We start from the raw sequence: 16,800 nt of genomic DNA, 5'->3' as shown, positions 1-16,800 counted from the left end.
GCCTGCATCAATCTCCCCCGCCTATGCTTCCGTTGATTCCGGAAAGCGCGCCTTTTACGGCTGAGCAGCGCGCTTGGCTCAATGGTTTTGTCGCCGGCCTGATCGCGCCTGACATCTCTGCGGCGCAAGGCGCGGCCGTCATGAGCCCGGTTGAGGCCGAAGAGGAAATCACCTGGCACGACCCATCGATTCCGCTCGAAGATCGCACAAAGCTTGCGGCCGGGCGCCCCTTGCGTCTGCGGATGATGGCGGCGATGGCGCAGCAGGATTGCGGCCAGTGCGGCTATGATTGCGAAAAATATGCGGACGCCATCGCGGGCGGCGCGGAAACGAGGCTCAATCTTTGCGCGCCCGGCGAGAAGCCGACGGCCCGCGCGTTGAAGGCCTTGTTTGAGGAAGCTCAAGCAGGCGGTCCGCCTCCAGCGCTAGACGAGGCGCCGGCCTCTGCGGCTGCCGCAAAACCGCAAAAGCCCCTCGGCTCTGCGCGGGAAAATCCCGTGGAAGTCAGGTTTTTATCCCGCGCGCGGCTCAACAAAGAAGATTCGGAAAAGTCGACTTTCCATATTGAATTTGACCTTAGCGAAAGCGGTCTTGCCTACGCCGTTGGCGATAGTTTGGGCGTTTTTCCGCAAAATGATCCAGCCCTTGTAGACGCCGTATTGCGCGCGATCGATGCGCCGGCGGATTTTCCCATCGCCGGGCGGCATTTGCGGGAGGTTCTTTTGCAGGATCTCTCGCTCGGCGCGGCGCCCGACATCTTGTTCGAACTGATCTCCTATATGGTCGGCGGGGAGCGTCGGCGAATGGCGAAAAGCCTCGCCAAAGGGGAAGACCCGGAGGGGGACGCGGCGACGCTCGACGTTCTCGCGGCGCTCGAGAAATTCCCCGGCATTCGTCCCGATCCCGAAGCCTTTGTGGAAAGCCTCGAGCTGCTGCAGCCGCGGCTCTATTCGATCTCCTCCTCGCCCAAAGCCGATCCGCATAGGGTCTCGCTCACAGTCGATCACGTGCGCTATCTGATCCATGATCGGGTCCGGCGCGGCGCCGCCTCGTCCTGGCTGGGCGAGCGCATCACGCCGGGGGCACGGCTCAAGGCCTATGTGCAGAAGGCGCATAATTTTGCGCTGCCGCCCCAGACCGATATCCCGATCATTATGGTCGGCCCCGGTACGGGAGTGGCTCCGTTTCGCGCGTTTTTACAGGAGCGCATGGCGACCGGCGCCGCCGGGGGCGCGTGGCTATTTTTTGGGCATCAGCGCCGCGCCGCCGATTTCTTCTACGAAGACGAATGGCAAGGCTTCTTGGCCAAAGGCGCCCTGTCGAAGCTCTCGCTTGCCTGGTCGCGCGATGGCGGCGTCAAAACCTACGTGCAGGATAAAATGCGCGAAGACGGCAAGCTTCTGTGGAAATGGCTGAGCAAAGGCGCGCATTTCTACGTCTGCGGCGACGCCAAGCGCATGGCGGCCGACGTCGAGCGCGCGATGATCGACATTGTTGCGGAGCATCAGGGCGTCGATCTCAAATCGGCGCAGGCCTTCGTGCAGGATCTAAAGAAAAGCGGCCGCTATCAGGCTGACGTGTATTGAGCTGACGTCGCATTGAACCGGCTTGCGCCGGACGTCGAATTCGCGCTCACCCACGGCATGGTTCCTGCTTGCCTGGACTCGAACCGCCGGCGGACGGTAGGGCGATGCTTTGATCGATCGCCTCCGTGAGCGCTGCCGGAGAGGCGCGCCTTATGAATTCCGCTTCCGCCGATACTGTTGCCGTTAAAGCGCCGGCCTCGCCGGCCGTGCGGTCCAGGACGCGCTCGGTCCAGCTTCTGCTCGGGTTGATCTGCATGATGGCGATCTCCAGCCCGCAATATGTCTGGACGCTTTTCGCTCGGTCCTGGGGTGCGGAACTCGGCGCAGCGCCCGCGGCGATTCAGGTCACCTTTTCGCTGCTGATTGTGCTGCAAACCTTCTTCTCCCCCGCTCAGGGCTATTTGATCGACCGCTTCGGTCCGCGCCTGCTGATAGCCGCCGGCGTGGCGCTGACCGGGATAAGCTGGGTCATTTCCTCGGGCGTCACCTCGCTGGTGGGGCTATATTTATCTTATGGGCTGCTCGGCGGCCTTGGCACCGGCATCGTTTATATCGGCGTCGTCGGGCTGATGGTCCGCTGGTTTCCGGATCGGCGCGGCTTCGCGGTCGGCTTGGTCGCAGCAGGCTATGGCATGGGCGCCATCCTCACTACCTTTCCGATCTCCTTCATCATCGCCTCAAGCGGCTTCCGTCACGCGCTAATGATCTACGGCATTATCTTCGGCGTCGTCGGCGTGCTGGCGGCGCTCGGACTGAAAACGCCGCCGGCGGGCGGAGAGCATGTGACGAAGTCCGAAGCCTCGGGGCGAGACACAAAGCCCGGCGCGATGCTGCGTACGCCGCTGTTCTGGCTGATGTTCGCGATGATGGCCCTGATGTCCACCTCGGGGCTGATGGTCACCTCGCAGATGGCCACCTTCGCCGCTGACTACGGGCTGAACAAAGCGCTGGTATTCGGCATGGCCGCGGTGCCGCTGGCGCTGACGTTGGACCGCTTCACCAATGGATTGACGCGGCCCTTCTTCGGCTGGGTGTCGGACCAAATCGGGCGCGAGAACACCATGTTTCTGGCCTTTGGGCTGGAGGCCGTCGCGATGGCCGCGTGGATGCTGACGCTGCACAATCCGCTGGCCTTCGTCTTGCTCTCGGGCGTCGTCTTCTTTGGCTGGGGCGAGATTTTCTCGCTGTTTCCTTCGACGCTCACCGACACCTTCGGCATGCGGAACGCGACCACCAATTATGGCTTCCTCTATATGGCGCAGGGGGTTGGCTCCATTCTCGGCGGACCGATGGCGTCGTTGCTGCATGACTACACCGGCAGTTGGATCCCCGTGTTCAGCGTCGCCATTGGAGCCGATACGTTGACCGCAGTTCTCGCCATCGCGGTGCTGAAGTCGATGCGCCGGGCCTGGATGGCGCGCTGAGGCGGCTCCGCCAGAGCGAAGGCTCGCGAAGAGAGCGGCAGTCTCCCTCAGTCTTTCCGCCCGCGGATGCGAATGCGTCGCCGCAGCTAGCTGGCGCAAGCGTGACGATACGGATCATAGATTTTTTACCAAACCGTGATTTCGATATCTCGAGGTTACTTTCACGCCGCCGGGAAATCCCGTGGCGGCTTCGCCTCGCTTTGGCCGGACTTTTGCGCTCAAAGATTCTTTTAAGTCTAGAGGCATGAACAGAGGTTGCTGGTTGAGGCTCATTTTCGCGGCGCTTTTCGCCTTCGGGCTCACACAGGCCGCCATGGCGCATCCGCACGTCTGGGTCACGGCGCAAGAGCAGCTGATTTTCGGGCCGAAAGGCGAGATCGAGGCTATTCGGCACTCCTGGGTCTTCGACGAAATGTATTCGGCTTTCGTCACGGAAGGTCAGGGCAAGAAGGGCCAGCTTCTCACCAAGGAAGAACTGGCCCCGCTCGCCAAAAGCAACGTCGATGATCTTAACGAGTTCGACTATTTCACCCACGCCAAGATTCACAACGTCAAGGTCGAGTTCGGCGCCCCGTTCGACTATTCCCTGGAGGAAAGGCCGGACAAGCTCGTGGTATTGCGCTTCACGCTGCCGCTAAAAATCCCGGCGGCGCCGAAACTCTTTTCTTTTCAGGTCTATGATCCAACCTATTTCGTGGCTTTCGATCTCGACAAAGAGAATCCGGTCGGCTTCGTCGATGCGCCGAAAGGCTGCTCGACGAATGTGACGGGAGCAAAGCCCCTGGCCGCCGAGGAGAGCAAAAAGCTCACGGAATCGTTTTTTAGCGGCCTATCGCCAGGCTCCGATTTCGGCGTCAAACTGGCGGCCGCCGTCATCGTCGCCTGTCCGTGAGGATTGTTTGAAACGCCCTTCGCATCATTCGCTACGAGTTTGGCCGCTTGCGCCGCTGGCTTTGCTTTGCGTCGCAATGGCGCTTTCAACGCAATGTCTTGCGCAAGGCGCGCATCATCCTTTCGCGGTCGGCGTCAACGAAGGCGCGGCCAGCGTCGACGGGGTCAGCGGCTGGATTCTGGCGCAAGAGAGCTGGTTCTATCGCCTGCTCACCGGCGCGGTCCGCGCCACGAAGGAGAGCGGAGCCGCCGCTTGGACGCTGGCGGGTCTCAGTTTCGGCTACGGGGTTTTCCATGCCGCCGGCCCCGGTCACGGCAAAGCGGTGATCGCCTCTTACATGGTCGCCAATGAAAAAATTCTGCGGCGAGGCCTCGTCATTTCGTTGGCCGCTGCGCTCCTTCAAGGTCTGGTCGCCGTGGCGCTCGTCGGAATTGCGTTCCTTATATTGGGTACTACGGCAAAACACATGACGGTCGCCGCGAATGTGGTGGAAATCGTCAGCTACGTCGGCGTCATCGCCCTCGGCGCGACCCTGGTCATCGCCAAAGGCGCTGCGCTGGTCGCCGCCTGGCGGCAGGCTCCGGTGGCGAGCTTTGCCTCCACCGCGTTCACGCCCGCAGGAGCGACCGGCTCCGTGAGCGGCCGCTTCTTCGCCGATGATTGCAGCGCAGCTCATGTGCATGGTCCAGGCTGCGGCCATTTCCATGCGCCCGATCCGAGCGCGCTTGACGCCGGTTTCTCCTGGAGGACCGCTGCGCTGACCGTCGCCGCCGCCGGCTCGAGGCCATGCTCCGGCGCGATCCTCGTCCTCGTATTCGCTTCGGCGCAGGGGATATTCATCGCCGGCTGCGGCGCGGTCCTCGCCATGTCGCTCGGCGTCGCGATCACCACGGGCGCGCTGGCGAGTTTGGCGGTGCTAGCCAAGCAAACCGTCGCCCATTACGCCAAAGCCGACTCTTGGCGGGTGATGATTTCGGGGCGCCTATTCGAGTTCGCCGCGGCGCTCGCCCTCACGGCGTTTGGAGCGGCTTTGCTCATGGCGGCGCTCTCTGGGGGGCGCCTCAGCGGCTAAGCATGATCCCGAAAAGCGTCGCGCTTTTTGGATAAGACCCAGCGTTGAAACCGGAATCAGAACTGCAGAAACTAACCGCCCGCCGAAAAGACTCAGCGTCCTTGCGGCGGCGGCGCAGCGTCTACAATAGTGATTGTGCCGGGCGCCGGATTGGACGCCGCCGCTCTACTGGTGAAATGCGCGCTATCCAGAAAATTGGATGCGGCGCCAAAGACCGCCACATAGCCCGCCGATGGCCACGTGGACAGCGCGTCCGGGATGATCCGCGCGGCTTGGCGCAAGCCGGTGACGGCTTGGCCCAAAACCGATTCCGCAGGGGAGCTGGCCGTGGGCGTTTCGCTGGTGAGCTCGCGGAAATTCGATCGATCAAGCCGCGCGGCCACGATCTTGGCCGACTGCTGGCCCGCATTTGCGTCCGCCGCCGATGAGCGCAGCGTCGGCTGCGCGCCTGCGGCATAGGCCAGCGCGGTCGATGGCAGCAGATTGGCCTGATCCTTTGGTCCTTGCGTGATGACGACCGGCAGACTCGCGGCGCGGGCGAGCGGCCCGAGCGCATCGGTTCTGGCGACCGGCTTCACATTTGCGGCAGCGGGGCTCGCCTGCGGCGTCAAAGCGGCGACCTGAGTCAGCTTGTCAGGCCGCGTCGGAGGCGTCGGGATATCCGCATAAGCGACAAGATCCACCGGGCGCGACGGCGGCATTGGCGCCAACGTCGCGAATGTTTTGCTCCTCAGCAGGCTGGCGGTCGAGCCGTCGGCGTCGTCGGGAGCGCTGCGCTTGTCATGCGCGGACGCCGGGTCGAGGCTGGCGACAATCGTCTTGTTTACGCTCGCAGCCGGCTCCGGCTCGCTACGCTGCGGATTGGCGGCGACGCTCGCGGCAGGCGGCGGGGCGGCGACGGGCGCCTTCGGGGCTTCGGCCGCGCCTCGCTTCGTCGCGGTCTTGTCGGGAACGGTCTTGTCGAGGGCGGCGACTTGCGTCGTCCGGGCGCGCGGAGCCGGCTCACGCGTCGCCTCGGCTTCTTCCTCGCGGTCGTGATTGCCAAACAGCCATCCGAGCAACCCGCCGCCGCCCTGCTGCGATGAAGTCGGCGCATCGCTCGCAATGCCGCCGCGCGCGGTAATTTCCGCGCGCGCTTCCTCATAGCGCGGGAGGGCTCGTCCGTCGGCGGCGAGATCGACGCTCTTGCCGTCCGGGAAGATTCGGGCGAGCTGGTCATAGCCCATGCGCGGCCAGTAGCGCACATTGCCGACATCGAGATGGACGAAATTCTCACGCGGGTAATAGCCGACGCCGCCTCTTTGCAGTCGCATGCCGATTTCGCGAATCCTTTCCATCTGCATGCCGGGCATGGTCGTATCCATCGCCTTGCCGAGCATGTGCTGGGAATATTCGGCCACGGCGTGCGAGCGCCGGCGCAGCATCGCGTTGGTTTCCGGCGAGCGATAGGCGGAGAAGATGACGATCGGCTGGGTCGAGCCGGCGGTCCGATAGACCTCCCAGATCACGTCGAACAGCCGGGCGTCCATTTTGGTGTGATCGTTGTTGCGCCAGTCGCGCAGGAACCAATTGAGCTTTTCAAGAACCGCTGGATCATAGGCGCCATTGACGCGGAAGGTCGCTTCGATCGATTCGCCGGTGTGAGAATGATAAAGACTGAGGGTGCGCGTATCGCCGTTGGCGACCGCCGTCTCCGTCGAGGAGGCTGCAAATAAACTGCATAAAACCGCCCCGACATAAGCCGCCGCGGCTAGGGCCTGCTTTCCGGGAGCCATGCGGGGGCGCGTTTGACGCAATGGAATCTCGCAGTTCTCGGTTTGGCGGCGATGGCCACCGCTATGGTGACCGAACTCATTAAAACTCTAACGGTTAATGTCGCGTAACGATGATCGACGTTGACGCGCAGGCAAAGATTGACCCTGATTCATGCGCAAATGAGTGACCGTTTAGATTAAGCCGTTGAATGTGGCGAGCATGTGTCCGCGCGAACTATCGCGCATCGAGCTGGCGCGCCTGACCAAACGACCGCAACGCGGCGACGAGCAGCCGCACGCCGCTCAAGCGGGTTTATGTTGCTAAACGAGCAGATGACGAGCCCGATCGTCGAGGCGACCGCGCTCGCATTTAGGCGGCGAGGTCGGCGACGACGGCGTCGAGCACCGGAAAGCCCTCCGCGCTCACTCTGATGCGTCCATCCGGCGTGTATTCCACCATGCCGTCGGAGATGAGCGAGGCCACTCGGCGCGGGTCTAGGCTACGGCCGGACATGGCGTGAAAGCGGTTCGGTTCGATGCCCTCGGCGAGTCTCAGACCCATCAGCAGAAACTCATCGGCCTGTTCTTCGCGCGACAAAAACTCGTCCTCGATCAGCGCATGGCCATTGCTCTCGACGATGGTCAGCCATTTATCGGGATCGCGCTCCGTCGCCTGAGCGCGGCGCCCGTTCGCGGTCAGGATGCGGCCATGCGCCCCCGGCCCGACGCCGGCATATTCGCCATAGCGCCAATAGATCAGATTGTGCCGGCTTTCGGCTCCGGGGCGAGCATGGTTGGAGATCTCATAGGCCGGCAGCCCCGCAGCATTCATCGTCTCTTGCGTTGCGTCCCAAAAATCGCGGCCAAGGTCATTGTCGGGGATTTTAAGCTTTCCGACATCGCGCAGACGCTGAAACATCGTGCCCGGCTCGATAGTGAGCTGATACAGCGAGAGATGGTCGCGCGCATGTTGAAGCGCCGCGTCCAATTCCAGACGCCAGTCCTTCACGCTTTGTCCCGGCCGCGCGTAAATCAAATCAAAGGAATAACGCTCGAAGATCGAGCCGGCGAGCTGCACGGCGGCCAGCGCCTCCGCCGCCGTATGGGTGCGGCCGAGCGCCTTCAGATCGGCGTCGTTCAGCGCCTGGATGCCGAGCGAAACTCGATTGACGCCGGCTGCGCGAAAGCCGCGAAAACGCTCCGCCTCGACGCTGGTCGGGTTGGCCTCGAGCGTGATTTCCGCGTGCGGCGCAATGGCCCAATGCGCGGCGATCGCATCAAGAATGCTGGCCGCTGTCCCGGCCTGCATCAGGGAAGGCGTGCCGCCGCCGAAAAAGATCGATGACACGGTGCGGCCAGCGGTCAAGCTCGCGCGATGAGCGAGTTCCATCTTGAACGCCGAGATGAAGCGCTTTTCGTCGATCGGATGCTGGCGGACATGGCTGTTGAAATCGCAATAGGGGCATTTCGACAGGCAAAACGGCCAATGCACATAGATGCCGAAGCCAGGATCAGCGACGATGAGGTTTTGATCAGACATGCTCATCTTATCTCACGCCATGCTGCGGCAGTCACGCGGCTTGCGCCGGCCGCGGCATTTGCCGCAAGAATTCCGCCCCCTCCAAGAATTCCGCGTGGTCAAAGTCACGCCTTAACTAAAGTCAGAGTCACAACTTTAAAGTCTAGAGTCAAAACCCTTGGTTTGCGCGTACATGCCTTCATCCGAATAAAAGATTCGGCTTGATTGCTTAAGAAAGCGTTCACCACGTTTCGGTACAATTGCGATGCGAGCTTTTGCGCGCCGACAACGCTTAAGAGGAATAGGTCTAAGATTTGAGTTATCTGGAGCCTCCGCCGATGCCGGCGCCCGTTATCGTCATGAAGGACGTCGGCGGCTATGTGGACAAGTATCAAAATCAGACCGAACTCTACCGGGCCTCGGATCGGGAGGTCAGACTGCACGAATGCCGTTCTGCGTGCACCCTTGCGCTTAGCCTTCCCAACGTCTGCGTTTATCCGGACAGCACGCTAAAATTTCATCTGGCTTACGATCCGCGCGACCATCGCAGCAACCTCGAGGCGTCGCAGCGACTATTCGATTCCTACCCTGCGGCCGTGCGGGCGCGGCTCGGAGCCTTAACGCGCACCTACAAGGTTTTGCGCGGCTCGGAATTGATCGCGCTCGGCATACGCGATTGCAACGCGCCGCGCGTCATGGTGGCCGCGAACGCCTCGCGCAAAGGGGCCGCTGCTCCCAATCAGGCGGAACTCCAGCCCGCCGAGCAGGGATCTATCTTTGGCGGACTGGTGCGCAATGTTGCGTGGGTCTTCGACAATTTGGCGGGAAGACGAGAGCCCGCGGTCGCCGACAAGACAAAGCAAGCCGCCAATGAAATGAGCGTCGAAGCGGCCGACGAAACCGCAGCGACGCGGCGGCCCGAAGCCACCAATGCGCAATCGCCGACCAGAAAGCCGGCGAATATAGGCTTCAGCTATGATTACAAAATGGCGCGAGTAACCTTGCCCAAGGTCATCGCCGGCGCGCAACCCATCCTTCCGGCGCGCTTTACGGCCTATGCTGAATTGGTTCGCTAGCGCATGACGGCTTAAAAAGCGCGCCCGAGATCTAATACCTCATTCGAAAAGTCTGACTTTTCAGGATCATGCTTCAAGGCGCAATCGCCTATGGCCTGCTTAGCCTAAAGACGCCGCGCCCTGACAATCTCCGAGATTACGCGACTGAAGACGACGGGCGGAGAGCGCTGCGAGCGCCGGGGACAACGCGCCGGCTCGCCTTGCGCTCTACGACCACCGTGCGAGGCACGCGGCCGCCCGAGGTGACGATTTGCTCGGCTTTACGCAGTGGCGCGCTCTTGAACAATTCGGCGCGCACCTCTTCGACCGGGAGATCCATCAGCGCGGCGGCGATCTCAACCTGCTCCATCAGCTGGTCCGTCAAACCTTGGGCCGCAAGGAGAGCTTCCTTGAGCGTCGGCGGATCGTAGCGCACGCGGCGCGATCCATATTTGGTGTTCCAGACTACCGACATAGCGCGCCCTCCCTTGAGCCGCGGCAAGCTTTATTGCACTGCAACAATAATATTGTGCGGAGCACCTGAAATCAAGCCATTCGGCCCCAGTTTATGTGAAGCCTAATGACGCAGGCAGTCAGGCGGGATTCGAGCCGCCTCGACCGACCAAGCAGGCGCGCGCAAAAGCCTGGAACGCCCGCGCGCGATGGGACAGGGCCGGCGATCCGTCGCGCGGAATGGAATGCTTTTCCTCCAGCGTCATTTCACCAAAAGTCTTGGTCAAATTGTCGGGGAGGAAAATCGGGTCATAACCGAATACTAGCGAGCCGCGCGGCGGAAAAACCAGCTGGCCATGCACCGCGCCCTCAAAGCTTTGCGTCTCGCCATCCGGAAACGCAAGGGTGAGCACGCAGATGAAATGGGCCTTGAACGGCGGCTTCGCCCCAGCGGCGAGTAGCGCCTCTTCGACCTTCGCCCGTCCTATTACGAAATCTCGCGTCGGACCCGCCCAACGCGCCGAATAAATGCCCGGCGCGCCATCGAGCGCATCGACGCAGAGCCCTGAATCATCGGCCAGCGCCGGACAATTGGCGCCTTTCGCCGCAGCCCGCGCCTTGAGTTCGGAATTGGCCTGAAAAGTCGAGCCCGTTTCTTCTGGCTCAGGCAGGCCAAGTTCGCCAGCCGAGATCGCTTCGACGCCATAGAAATCGAGCAGCTCGCGCATTTCTGCGAGTTTGCCTTCATTGTGCGTGGCGATGACGAGCTTTCCGTCGAAACCGCGCGGCATTTACGCGACCGTATTTTTCTGCAGCTCCACGAGCTTTGCAATTCCGGTTCGAGCGAGCGCCAGCATGGCCTGCAATTGAACCTCGCTGAACACTGCGGCCTCCGCCGTCGCCTGCACTTCGACTAGGGAGCCGGAACCGGTCATGACGAAATTGGCGTCGGTTTCAGCGGCCGAATCCTCGGCGTAATCGAGGTCGAGAACCGCGCCGCCATTGGAGATGCCGCAGGAGATCGCGGCGACGTGATCGCGCAGGGGATGGTCCTTGATGATCGAGCGTCCGCGCATCCATTTGAGGCAATCATGCAAGGCGACCCAGGCGCCGGTGATCGCAGCCGTCCGCGTGCCGCCATCGGCTTGCAGAACGTCGCAGTCGATGGTGATCTGCCGCTCGCCGAGGGCCTGGAGATTGGTGACGGCGCGCAGGCTTCGGCCGATGAGGCGCTGAATTTCCTGCGTGCGGCCAGACTGTTTCCCCGACGTCGACTCGCGGCGGGTGCGGGTGTGAGTCGCACGCGGCAGCATGGCGTATTCGGCGGTGACCCAACCCCTGCCCTGGCCGCGCAGCCAGGCAGGCGGCTTGTCTTCAAGGGAAGCGGTGCAAAGCACATGGGTGCCGCCGAATTTAATCAGGCAAGAGCCTTCGGCATAGCGCGCGACACTACGTTCGAGCGTAACTGGCCGCAATTCGTCGGCGGCGCGATTGGAAGGACGCATGAAAAAACCCCGGGGATGAGGGTCGCTTCTAGAGCGTCGGCTCTATTTAGGCAACCGCTGGGCTGTCACGCCTGTTCAATTCGCTTTGAGGGCGCTAAAACCAAAAGGGAAGCCGTTGGCCGTTGAAAGGTCGAAAATGCGTCTCAGTCCTGTCGCCGCAGCACTCATGATTTTTTCCGTCGCGCCCGCGATCGCCGCCGAAAAGGCGACAAGGTTCTGGAACCTCACTTCCGCGACCGTGACCGAACTGCGGCTCTCGCCCTCCGGCGCGGCCGCCTTCGGCGAGAACCAATGTCTGAACGACAAGGACCGCGAAGTCGATCACGACGAGCGGCTGAAAATCACCGATGTCGCGACGGGCCAATATGACGTGAAGATCGGCTTCGAAAAAGGCCGCGTCTGCGCCGTGAAGAATCTATCGATCGAGGCCGGAAAAGTGTTTTCGATCGAAGACAAGGACCTTGTCGACTGCACGAAGTAGCCGGCGTTTAGACCGTAGCTTGTCGAGACGCCGCGCCAAAGGCCGCCCTGCCGGCGAGACGCGCGCCGAACTTGCGCGCCCTCCCGGCTGAGCAGTTTGTATCAGAGAGGGCCTAAGCGTATTGGGCCACGCCATTGCCGAAGGACCAGTTCTCCTTGCGGACCTCGACGAGGGTGATGACGACATCCTCTGGTCGCAAAGCAAGGCGTTGATGCAATCCGTCCGCCACCGCCTTGTAGAAGGCGCGCTTCATATCGACCGTCCGTCCATCATTGAGCGTAACCTGAATGATGATGCACTCGGCTGACCTAGCGATCCCGAGATAGGTCGGATCGATGATCAAGTCGCTCGCCGGATGTTCGGCGATGACCTGAAAGCGGTCATCCTTGGGGACGTTCAGAGTCGCGACCATTGCATCGTATACGACGTCGCCGATGGTCCGGCGGTATTCTTTTGTCTTGCCTTCGGCAAGGTCGATTCGAACGAGCGGCATGGTCTAACACCTCTTGGATTGCCGGGACATCTATCCCCTTGAAGCAGCGCGGCGAAAACCGATGGCGATGCTGTTTCGGGCGTCCATTAGGGCGATCGCAACGCCAAGGTCAACGCGTTCTTTCTCCGTGAGGCTCTGGCTGGAATTTTGGGGTTGATCAGGCGGTGAGAGATACAGCCTTTGCTTGCAGCGCGGCGCAGGCATCGCGCGGGTTGAGCCGCACCTGCGAGCCGCGCTGGCCGCCGTTGATGAAGACGAAGTCTTCCTGCAGCGCCGCCTCTTCGATTCCGGTCGGAGCCTTGCGCTTTTGGCCGAATGGACTGATGCCGCCGACATGATAGCCGGTCAGCCGCTCGGCGTCGGCTGGACGCATCATTTTGGCCGATTTGCCGCCGAAAGCCGCCGCCAGTTTCTTCATGCTCACCTCGCGGTCCGAGGGAACGATGACGCAGACCGGCTTGCCGTCAACTTCCGCCATCAGCGTTTTCAGGACGCGGTGAGGAGCCTCGCCAAGCGCCGCGGCCGCATGCAGACCGATGCGCTCGGCGTCGGGATCATAGGCGTAGCTACGCACCGTGAAGGAAACGCCGGTCCGCTCGAGGGCCAGAATGGCGGGCGTGCTCTTCGACATGCGGCGCATTTTAGCGCCTATCGGGAGGTCAGGCCATGCTGTTGTAGCGCTCGCCCTTGCCCAGCAGGACTCCGTTCGTCCCGGCGATGCCGAGCTCCAGACTCTCGGCGACCCGTCGCGCCCGCTCGATGAAATGGTCTGCGGCCTGCGGCGGGCAGATTTCGCGCGCCGCGCTCTCGAACAGCTCCAGCCAGCGGTCGAAGTGCTTGGCGTCGACCGGCAATGGCAGATGCTTTTGCATTGGCCGACCGTGGCAGCGCCCGCTCAGCCAGCGACGACCAGAAGGCGAACGTCTGCTGCAGATGCGGCTCCCAGTCGACGATCTTGGCCGCAAAAACCGGCCTGAGCAGCGCGTCGACGCGAACGCGATCATAGAAGGCCCGCACGAGCTTCTCGATCATTGCATCATCAATCCCGGTTTCGGTCTCAATCTTATCGATGGTCTGCCCGCGGCGCTCAGGTTCGGAAAGGATCTTCTGCGTCATGTCAAAGCCTCAAAGGTCGAATGGCGGCCCACGCGTAACCAACTGATCGCCGCCTCATGCGCGGCGGGCGGCGCAACGGATGGATCTATCGCGGGCGGCGATTGGTTTGATGGATATAGTCGGCCAGAACAAGCGCGTTATTATGCTCCGCATCATGCGCGGCGTAGAGAAGCGTCGCGCGCCCTTTTTTCAAAAGATCCCGAAGCTGCGCCACCGCGTCCGGGTTGGCGTCCAGTTCAGAGCGGTAGCGGCTTTGAAACTCGCTCCAGCGCGCCGGGTCATGATCGAACCATTTGCGCAGTTCCGTGCTGGGAGCGATCTCTTTCAGCCATAGCGTCAGGGCGGCGGCCTCTTTGCTTACGCCGCGCGGCCAGATCCGATCGACCAGAATGCGCATGCCGTCGCCAGCCTCCGGCGGATCGTAAACGCGCTTGATTTTGAGATCGAGGCTCATCTTGGAAAATCCCGTTCGCCGAAAAAGCCATAGCCAATAGGTTTTCTTCGCAGCTCAAAAGCGCAAGGGGCGGGCTGGCTATTGCCACCTGGCTATTTCCGCCGGGCCAGACGCTCGGCGAGGAAATCGCAAAGAGCCTCGACGCGGGCGGGACGCGGACCGCCGGGCGGCGTCACGAGGTAAAGGCTGCCCTGGGGCGTCAGCCAATCGGTCAGGACGATCTCGAGACTTCCATCGGCAAGCGCTTCCTTGACGATGAACTCCGGCTGATCGCCAACGCCAACGCCCGCGAGCAAGGCGGGCATCAGCGCGTCGCCATTATTGACGCGCAGCGGGCCCGCGGGTCGAATCGCCACTTCCTCGCCGGCCGCATTGGAAAAACGCCAGACGTCGGGGGTCGCAAGATAAGCGTAGCCAAGACAAGCGTGCTCGCTGAGTTGCGCTGGATGCGTCGGTCGCCCATGCCGTTTCAGATAGGAGGGCGCGGCGACGGTAAATCGGGGCGTCGCGCAAAGCCGACGGGCGACCAGGGAAGAATCCGGCAGAAAACCCACCCGCAAGGCCGCATCAAAACCATCGCCGATGAGATCGACCGTGGCGTCGCTGAGATGAAGATCAACGGAAACTTCCGGGCAGCGCGCAAAGAACTCCGGGAGAAGGGGCGCCACCTCCCTGAGACCGAACGACATCGGCGCCGCAAGCCGCACCAGCCCGCGCGGCGTCGCCGACTGCGCCAGAAGGTCTGCCTCGGCGGCTTCGGCGTCGGCGACGAGGCGAATCGCTCGCGCGGCCAGCTGTTGACCCGCGTCGGTAAGCGCGAGCCGGCGCGAGGTGCGATTGAAGAGCCGCGCGCCGAGGCGCTTTTCAAGCCGGCTCAACGCCTTGGAAACGGTCGGCGCGGAGAGCCGCAGATCAGCCGCCGCCGCGGCGATCGAGCGCATCTCCACCACCTTGGCGAAGATCGCGAGTCCCTCAAGATCGGGGAGTTTTGCCATAAAAATCTCGAACGGGTGACTTTCCAGACTTTCTATTTTTTTATCATACACCGGTCGTAAATATAGCGAAACAGCTCGAGCATGGTCGTTCACCGTGAAACGATAGCGCTCTTTGAGGACGCGACAGAGGATTTGAAATGATCGAACGCAGAAGCTTCAAGGGACTTGCCGGAGCCGACCATGGGTGGCTCAAGGCCAAGCACCATTTTTCCTTCGCCAGCTATTATGACCCAAAACGCATGGGCGTTGGCGCTCTGAGGGTGTGGAACGACGACGAGATCGCTCCGAACACCGGCTTTCCCGCGCATCCTCATGCCGACATGGAGATCATAACCTACGTCCGGCAAGGCGCGATCACGCATCAGGACAATTTTGGCAATAAGGGACGCACCGAGGCCGGCGACGTCCAGGTGATGAGCGCAGGCACGGGCATCCGGCATTCGGAATATAATCTCGAAGCCGCGCCAACGAAGATCTTTCAGATCTGGATCGAGCCGACCCGTCGCGGCGGCGCCCCGTCATGGGGTGCAAAGCCCTTTCCGAAATCCGACCGCGATGGGCGTCTCGTTGCATTGGCTAGCGGCTTCGAGGGGGATGCCGACGCCTTGCCGATTCGGGCGGATGCGCGGGTGCTCGGCGCCACGCTGAAGACCGGCGAGGTTGTAGAATATCCGCTCGGCGTCGAGCGCAGCGGCTATCTAGTCCCGGCGCAAGGGGCTATCGAGGTCAATGGCGTGCGTCTTGACGCGCGCGATGGCGGGGCCATCCAGAACGAAGCGGTCCTGAAAATCAAAGCTCTCGAAGATTCAGAGATCGTTCTGGTCGACGCGGCCTAATGGCGACCCGCCATTTCTAAAGTCTGACTAACCAACTTAAAGGGATAAAATGGCTAAAGTTCTCGTTCTCTACTACTCGGCTTACGGCCACGTCGAAGCTATGGCGTATGCCGTCGCGGAGGGCGCCCGTCAAGCGGGCGCCACAGTCGACGTCAAGCGCGTGCCCGAACTCGTCTCCCCCGAAGTCGCCAAAGCGTCCCATTTCAAAGTCGATCAGGCGGCCCCGATCGTCACCATCGACGAGTTGGCTGATTACGACGCGATTATCGTCGGCACGGGCACGCGCTTTGGCCGCATGAGCGCGCAAATGGCCAATTTCCTCGACCAGGCGGGCGGCCTGTGGATGCGCGGCGCCCTCAACGGCAAAGTCGGCGGCGCGTTTAGCTCAACAGCTTCGCAGCATGGCGGTCAGGAGATGACGCTCTTCTCGATCATCACCACCCTGCTGCATCTTGGCCTCACCATCGTCGGATTGGACTACGGCTTCGCCGGCCAGTTGAAAATCGACGAAGTGACGGGCGGCTCGCCCTATGGCGCGACCACCATCGCCGGCGGCGACGGCTCGCGCAAGCCAAGCCAGAACGAACTCGACGGCGCCCGCTATCAGGGTCGCAAGATTGCCGAGACCGCCAAAAAACTGCACGGCTAAATGCTCGGCCGAGGCGGCCGAATCAACGTTTGAAAGGCAAACCCGATGATTTATCTGCAACGTTACGCGCCCGCCTTGGGACGACTGTTTTTGGTGGCGCTGTTTTTTGTGAGCGCCATCGGCAAGCTGACGGCGCCGGCCGCGACCAAGACCTTCATCGTCTCGGCCGGACTGCCGTTCCCCGATCTTTGCTACTGGATCTCCATCATTGTCGAGCTCGGCGGCGGTGCGCTGTTCCTCCTTGGCTATCAAACCCGTCTCGTCGGCGCGGCATTGGCGCTCTATTCGCTTTCGACGGCGTTGATATTCCATCACAATTTTGGCGATGCGAACGAGACGCTGCACTTCCTCAAGGACGTCGCCATAGCTGGCGGCTTCTTGCAGGCGGCGGCGTTCGGCGGCGGCGAAATCAGCCTGGACAATCGCAGGCTCAGCTGAGGCTAAAGCCCCCGACGGGCAGCCTTGATTCCCAAGTTTGGGCATCTCATCGATCGGGCGACTGCATCCGATCGAAAT

At 61.8% G+C, this 16,800-nt stretch carries 18 protein-coding genes and 1 pseudogene; 9 read left to right on the top strand and 10 right to left on the bottom strand.

All coding sequences use genetic code 11. The features are described 5' to 3' along the window. Positions 1–2 precede the first annotated feature (2 nt). The 4 genes from WDN46_05545 to WDN46_05530 all read left to right on the top strand — a co-directional run bounded on the left by WDN46_05545 (position 3) and on the right by WDN46_05530 (position 4,974). On the top strand, positions 3–1,586 hold the full coding sequence (locus tag WDN46_05545; protein ID MEJ0092893.1) for a sulfite reductase subunit alpha: 1,584 nt from the start codon (positions 3–5) through the stop codon (positions 1,584–1,586). Positions 1,587–1,738: 152 nt separating this feature from the next. After that, positions 1,739–3,010 (top strand): oxalate/formate MFS antiporter, encoded by a 1,272-nt coding sequence (oxlT, locus tag WDN46_05540; GenBank protein MEJ0092892.1) that lies wholly within the window; start codon positions 1,739–1,741, stop codon positions 3,008–3,010. A gap of 244 nt (positions 3,011–3,254) precedes the next feature. Beyond that, positions 3,255–3,902, top strand: coding sequence for a DUF1007 family protein (locus WDN46_05535; protein ID MEJ0092891.1), 648 nt, complete (start codon positions 3,255–3,257; stop codon positions 3,900–3,902). A 76-nt stretch (positions 3,903–3,978) separates the two neighbouring features. After that, positions 3,979–4,974, top strand: a complete 996-nt coding sequence (locus WDN46_05530; protein MEJ0092890.1) for a nickel/cobalt transporter — start codon at positions 3,979–3,981, stop codon at positions 4,972–4,974. Between the two features lie 92 nt (positions 4,975–5,066). Here the strand turns inward: WDN46_05530 and WDN46_05525 are convergent, their stop codons facing one another. Both WDN46_05525 and hemW read right to left on the bottom strand, forming a co-directional pair. Then, positions 5,067–6,749, bottom strand: coding sequence for a DUF882 domain-containing protein (locus WDN46_05525; protein MEJ0092889.1), 1,683 nt, complete (start codon positions 6,747–6,749; stop codon positions 5,067–5,069). 349 nt (positions 6,750–7,098) lie between these two features. Then, positions 7,099–8,268 carry a radical SAM family heme chaperone HemW gene (gene hemW / locus WDN46_05520; GenBank protein ID MEJ0092888.1) on the bottom strand — a complete coding sequence of 390 codons (1,170 nt, stop codon included), beginning with the start codon at positions 8,266–8,268 and terminating at the stop codon, positions 7,099–7,101. Positions 8,269–8,585: 317 nt separating this feature from the next. Here hemW and WDN46_05515 point away from each other — a divergent pair, with 317 nt between their 5' ends. Continuing rightward, complete coding sequence (locus WDN46_05515) at positions 8,586–9,323, top strand: hypothetical protein (GenBank protein ID MEJ0092887.1); 738 nt, start codon at positions 8,586–8,588, stop codon at positions 9,321–9,323. 136 nt (positions 9,324–9,459) lie between these two features. On the opposite strand, the gene WDN46_05510 is transcribed toward WDN46_05515, so the two are convergent. The 3 genes from WDN46_05510 to rph all read right to left on the bottom strand — a co-directional run bounded on the left by WDN46_05510 (position 9,460) and on the right by rph (position 11,260). After that, positions 9,460–9,777, bottom strand: coding sequence for a hypothetical protein (locus WDN46_05510; protein MEJ0092886.1), 318 nt, complete (start codon positions 9,775–9,777; stop codon positions 9,460–9,462). A 118-nt stretch (positions 9,778–9,895) separates the two neighbouring features. Continuing rightward, on the bottom strand, positions 9,896–10,546 hold the full coding sequence (gene rdgB, locus WDN46_05505; GenBank protein ID MEJ0092885.1) for an RdgB/HAM1 family non-canonical purine NTP pyrophosphatase: 651 nt from the start codon (positions 10,544–10,546) through the stop codon (positions 9,896–9,898). Next, entirely contained in the window at positions 10,547–11,260 is a 714-nt protein-coding gene (gene rph / locus WDN46_05500) for a ribonuclease PH (protein MEJ0092884.1), read from the bottom strand. A gap of 166 nt (positions 11,261–11,426) precedes the next feature. Here rph and WDN46_05495 point away from each other — a divergent pair, with 166 nt between their 5' ends. Beyond that, a complete protein-coding gene (locus WDN46_05495; protein MEJ0092883.1) occupies positions 11,427–11,741 on the top strand; it encodes a hypothetical protein in 315 nt (104 codons plus the stop codon). A 112-nt stretch (positions 11,742–11,853) separates the two neighbouring features. Here the strand turns inward: WDN46_05495 and WDN46_05490 are convergent, their stop codons facing one another. The 5 genes and pseudogenes from WDN46_05490 to WDN46_05470 all read right to left on the bottom strand — a co-directional run bounded on the left by WDN46_05490 (position 11,854) and on the right by WDN46_05470 (position 14,799). Next, on the bottom strand, positions 11,854–12,234 hold the full coding sequence (locus WDN46_05490) for a tautomerase family protein (protein MEJ0092882.1): 381 nt from the start codon (positions 12,232–12,234) through the stop codon (positions 11,854–11,856). 157 nt (positions 12,235–12,391) lie between these two features. Beyond that, positions 12,392–12,865 (bottom strand): Cys-tRNA(Pro) deacylase, encoded by a 474-nt coding sequence (gene ybaK / locus WDN46_05485; protein ID MEJ0092881.1) that lies wholly within the window; start codon positions 12,863–12,865, stop codon positions 12,392–12,394. Positions 12,866–12,893: 28 nt separating this feature from the next. Further along, a pseudogene (locus tag WDN46_05480) lies at positions 12,894–13,350 on the bottom strand (group III truncated hemoglobin). An 85-nt stretch (positions 13,351–13,435) separates the two neighbouring features. Continuing rightward, positions 13,436–13,804, bottom strand: a complete 369-nt coding sequence (locus WDN46_05475) for a DUF488 domain-containing protein (GenBank protein MEJ0092880.1) — start codon at positions 13,802–13,804, stop codon at positions 13,436–13,438. A gap of 92 nt (positions 13,805–13,896) precedes the next feature. Beyond that, entirely contained in the window at positions 13,897–14,799 is a 903-nt protein-coding gene (locus WDN46_05470) for a LysR family transcriptional regulator (GenBank protein MEJ0092879.1), read from the bottom strand. Positions 14,800–14,936: 137 nt separating this feature from the next. Between WDN46_05470 and WDN46_05465 the strand changes: the two genes are divergently transcribed. The 3 genes from WDN46_05465 to WDN46_05455 are packed head-to-tail and all read left to right on the top strand — an operon-like array spanning position 14,937 to position 16,722. After that, positions 14,937–15,635, top strand: a complete 699-nt coding sequence (locus tag WDN46_05465; protein MEJ0092878.1) for a pirin family protein — start codon at positions 14,937–14,939, stop codon at positions 15,633–15,635. Positions 15,636–15,684: 49 nt separating this feature from the next. After that, positions 15,685–16,284: an NAD(P)H:quinone oxidoreductase gene (gene wrbA, locus WDN46_05460; protein ID MEJ0092877.1), complete on the top strand. Its 600-nt coding sequence runs from the start codon at positions 15,685–15,687 to the stop codon at positions 16,282–16,284. A 45-nt stretch (positions 16,285–16,329) separates the two neighbouring features. Further along, entirely contained in the window at positions 16,330–16,722 is a 393-nt protein-coding gene (locus tag WDN46_05455) for a DoxX family protein (GenBank protein MEJ0092876.1), read from the top strand. Positions 16,723–16,800 lie beyond the last annotated feature (78 nt).

The sequence above is a fragment of the Methylocella sp. genome, from assembly GCA_037200525.1.
In the GTDB taxonomy this organism is placed as follows: Bacteria; Pseudomonadota; Alphaproteobacteria; order Rhizobiales; family Beijerinckiaceae; genus Methylocapsa.
This window is presented reverse-complemented; position numbering and strand designations above follow the sequence as displayed.

What these genes read in the sequence shown, in the direction of transcription:
- oxlT (MEJ0092892.1), top strand. Translation starts at nt 1,739, where the DNA reads ATGAATTCCGCTTCCGCCGATACTGTTGCCGTTAAAGCGCCGGCCTCG.
- WDN46_05535 (MEJ0092891.1), top strand. Translation starts at nt 3,255, where the DNA reads ATGAACAGAGGTTGCTGGTTGAGGCTCATTTTCGCGGCGCTTTTCGCC.
- WDN46_05530 (MEJ0092890.1), top strand. Translation starts at nt 3,979, where the DNA reads ATGGCGCTTTCAACGCAATGTCTTGCGCAAGGCGCGCATCATCCTTTC.
- WDN46_05525 (MEJ0092889.1), bottom strand. Translation starts at nt 6,749, where the DNA reads ATGGCTCCCGGAAAGCAGGCCCTAGCCGCGGCGGCTTATGTCGGGGCG.
- hemW (MEJ0092888.1), bottom strand. Translation starts at nt 8,268, where the DNA reads ATGTCTGATCAAAACCTCATCGTCGCTGATCCTGGCTTCGGCATCTAT.
- WDN46_05515 (MEJ0092887.1), top strand. Translation starts at nt 8,586, where the DNA reads ATGCCGGCGCCCGTTATCGTCATGAAGGACGTCGGCGGCTATGTGGAC.
- WDN46_05510 (MEJ0092886.1), bottom strand. Translation starts at nt 9,777, where the DNA reads ATGTCGGTAGTCTGGAACACCAAATATGGATCGCGCCGCGTGCGCTAC.
- rdgB (MEJ0092885.1), bottom strand. Translation starts at nt 10,546, where the DNA reads ATGCCGCGCGGTTTCGACGGAAAGCTCGTCATCGCCACGCACAATGAA.
- rph (MEJ0092884.1), bottom strand. Translation starts at nt 11,260, where the DNA reads ATGCGTCCTTCCAATCGCGCCGCCGACGAATTGCGGCCAGTTACGCTC.
- WDN46_05495 (MEJ0092883.1), top strand. Translation starts at nt 11,427, where the DNA reads ATGATTTTTTCCGTCGCGCCCGCGATCGCCGCCGAAAAGGCGACAAGG.
- WDN46_05490 (MEJ0092882.1), bottom strand. Translation starts at nt 12,234, where the DNA reads ATGCCGCTCGTTCGAATCGACCTTGCCGAAGGCAAGACAAAAGAATAC.
- ybaK (MEJ0092881.1), bottom strand. Translation starts at nt 12,865, where the DNA reads ATGTCGAAGAGCACGCCCGCCATTCTGGCCCTCGAGCGGACCGGCGTT.
- WDN46_05475 (MEJ0092880.1), bottom strand. Translation starts at nt 13,804, where the DNA reads ATGAGCCTCGATCTCAAAATCAAGCGCGTTTACGATCCGCCGGAGGCT.
- WDN46_05470 (MEJ0092879.1), bottom strand. Translation starts at nt 14,799, where the DNA reads ATGGCAAAACTCCCCGATCTTGAGGGACTCGCGATCTTCGCCAAGGTG.
- WDN46_05465 (MEJ0092878.1), top strand. Translation starts at nt 14,937, where the DNA reads ATGATCGAACGCAGAAGCTTCAAGGGACTTGCCGGAGCCGACCATGGG.
- wrbA (MEJ0092877.1), top strand. Translation starts at nt 15,685, where the DNA reads ATGGCTAAAGTTCTCGTTCTCTACTACTCGGCTTACGGCCACGTCGAA.
- WDN46_05455 (MEJ0092876.1), top strand. Translation starts at nt 16,330, where the DNA reads ATGATTTATCTGCAACGTTACGCGCCCGCCTTGGGACGACTGTTTTTG.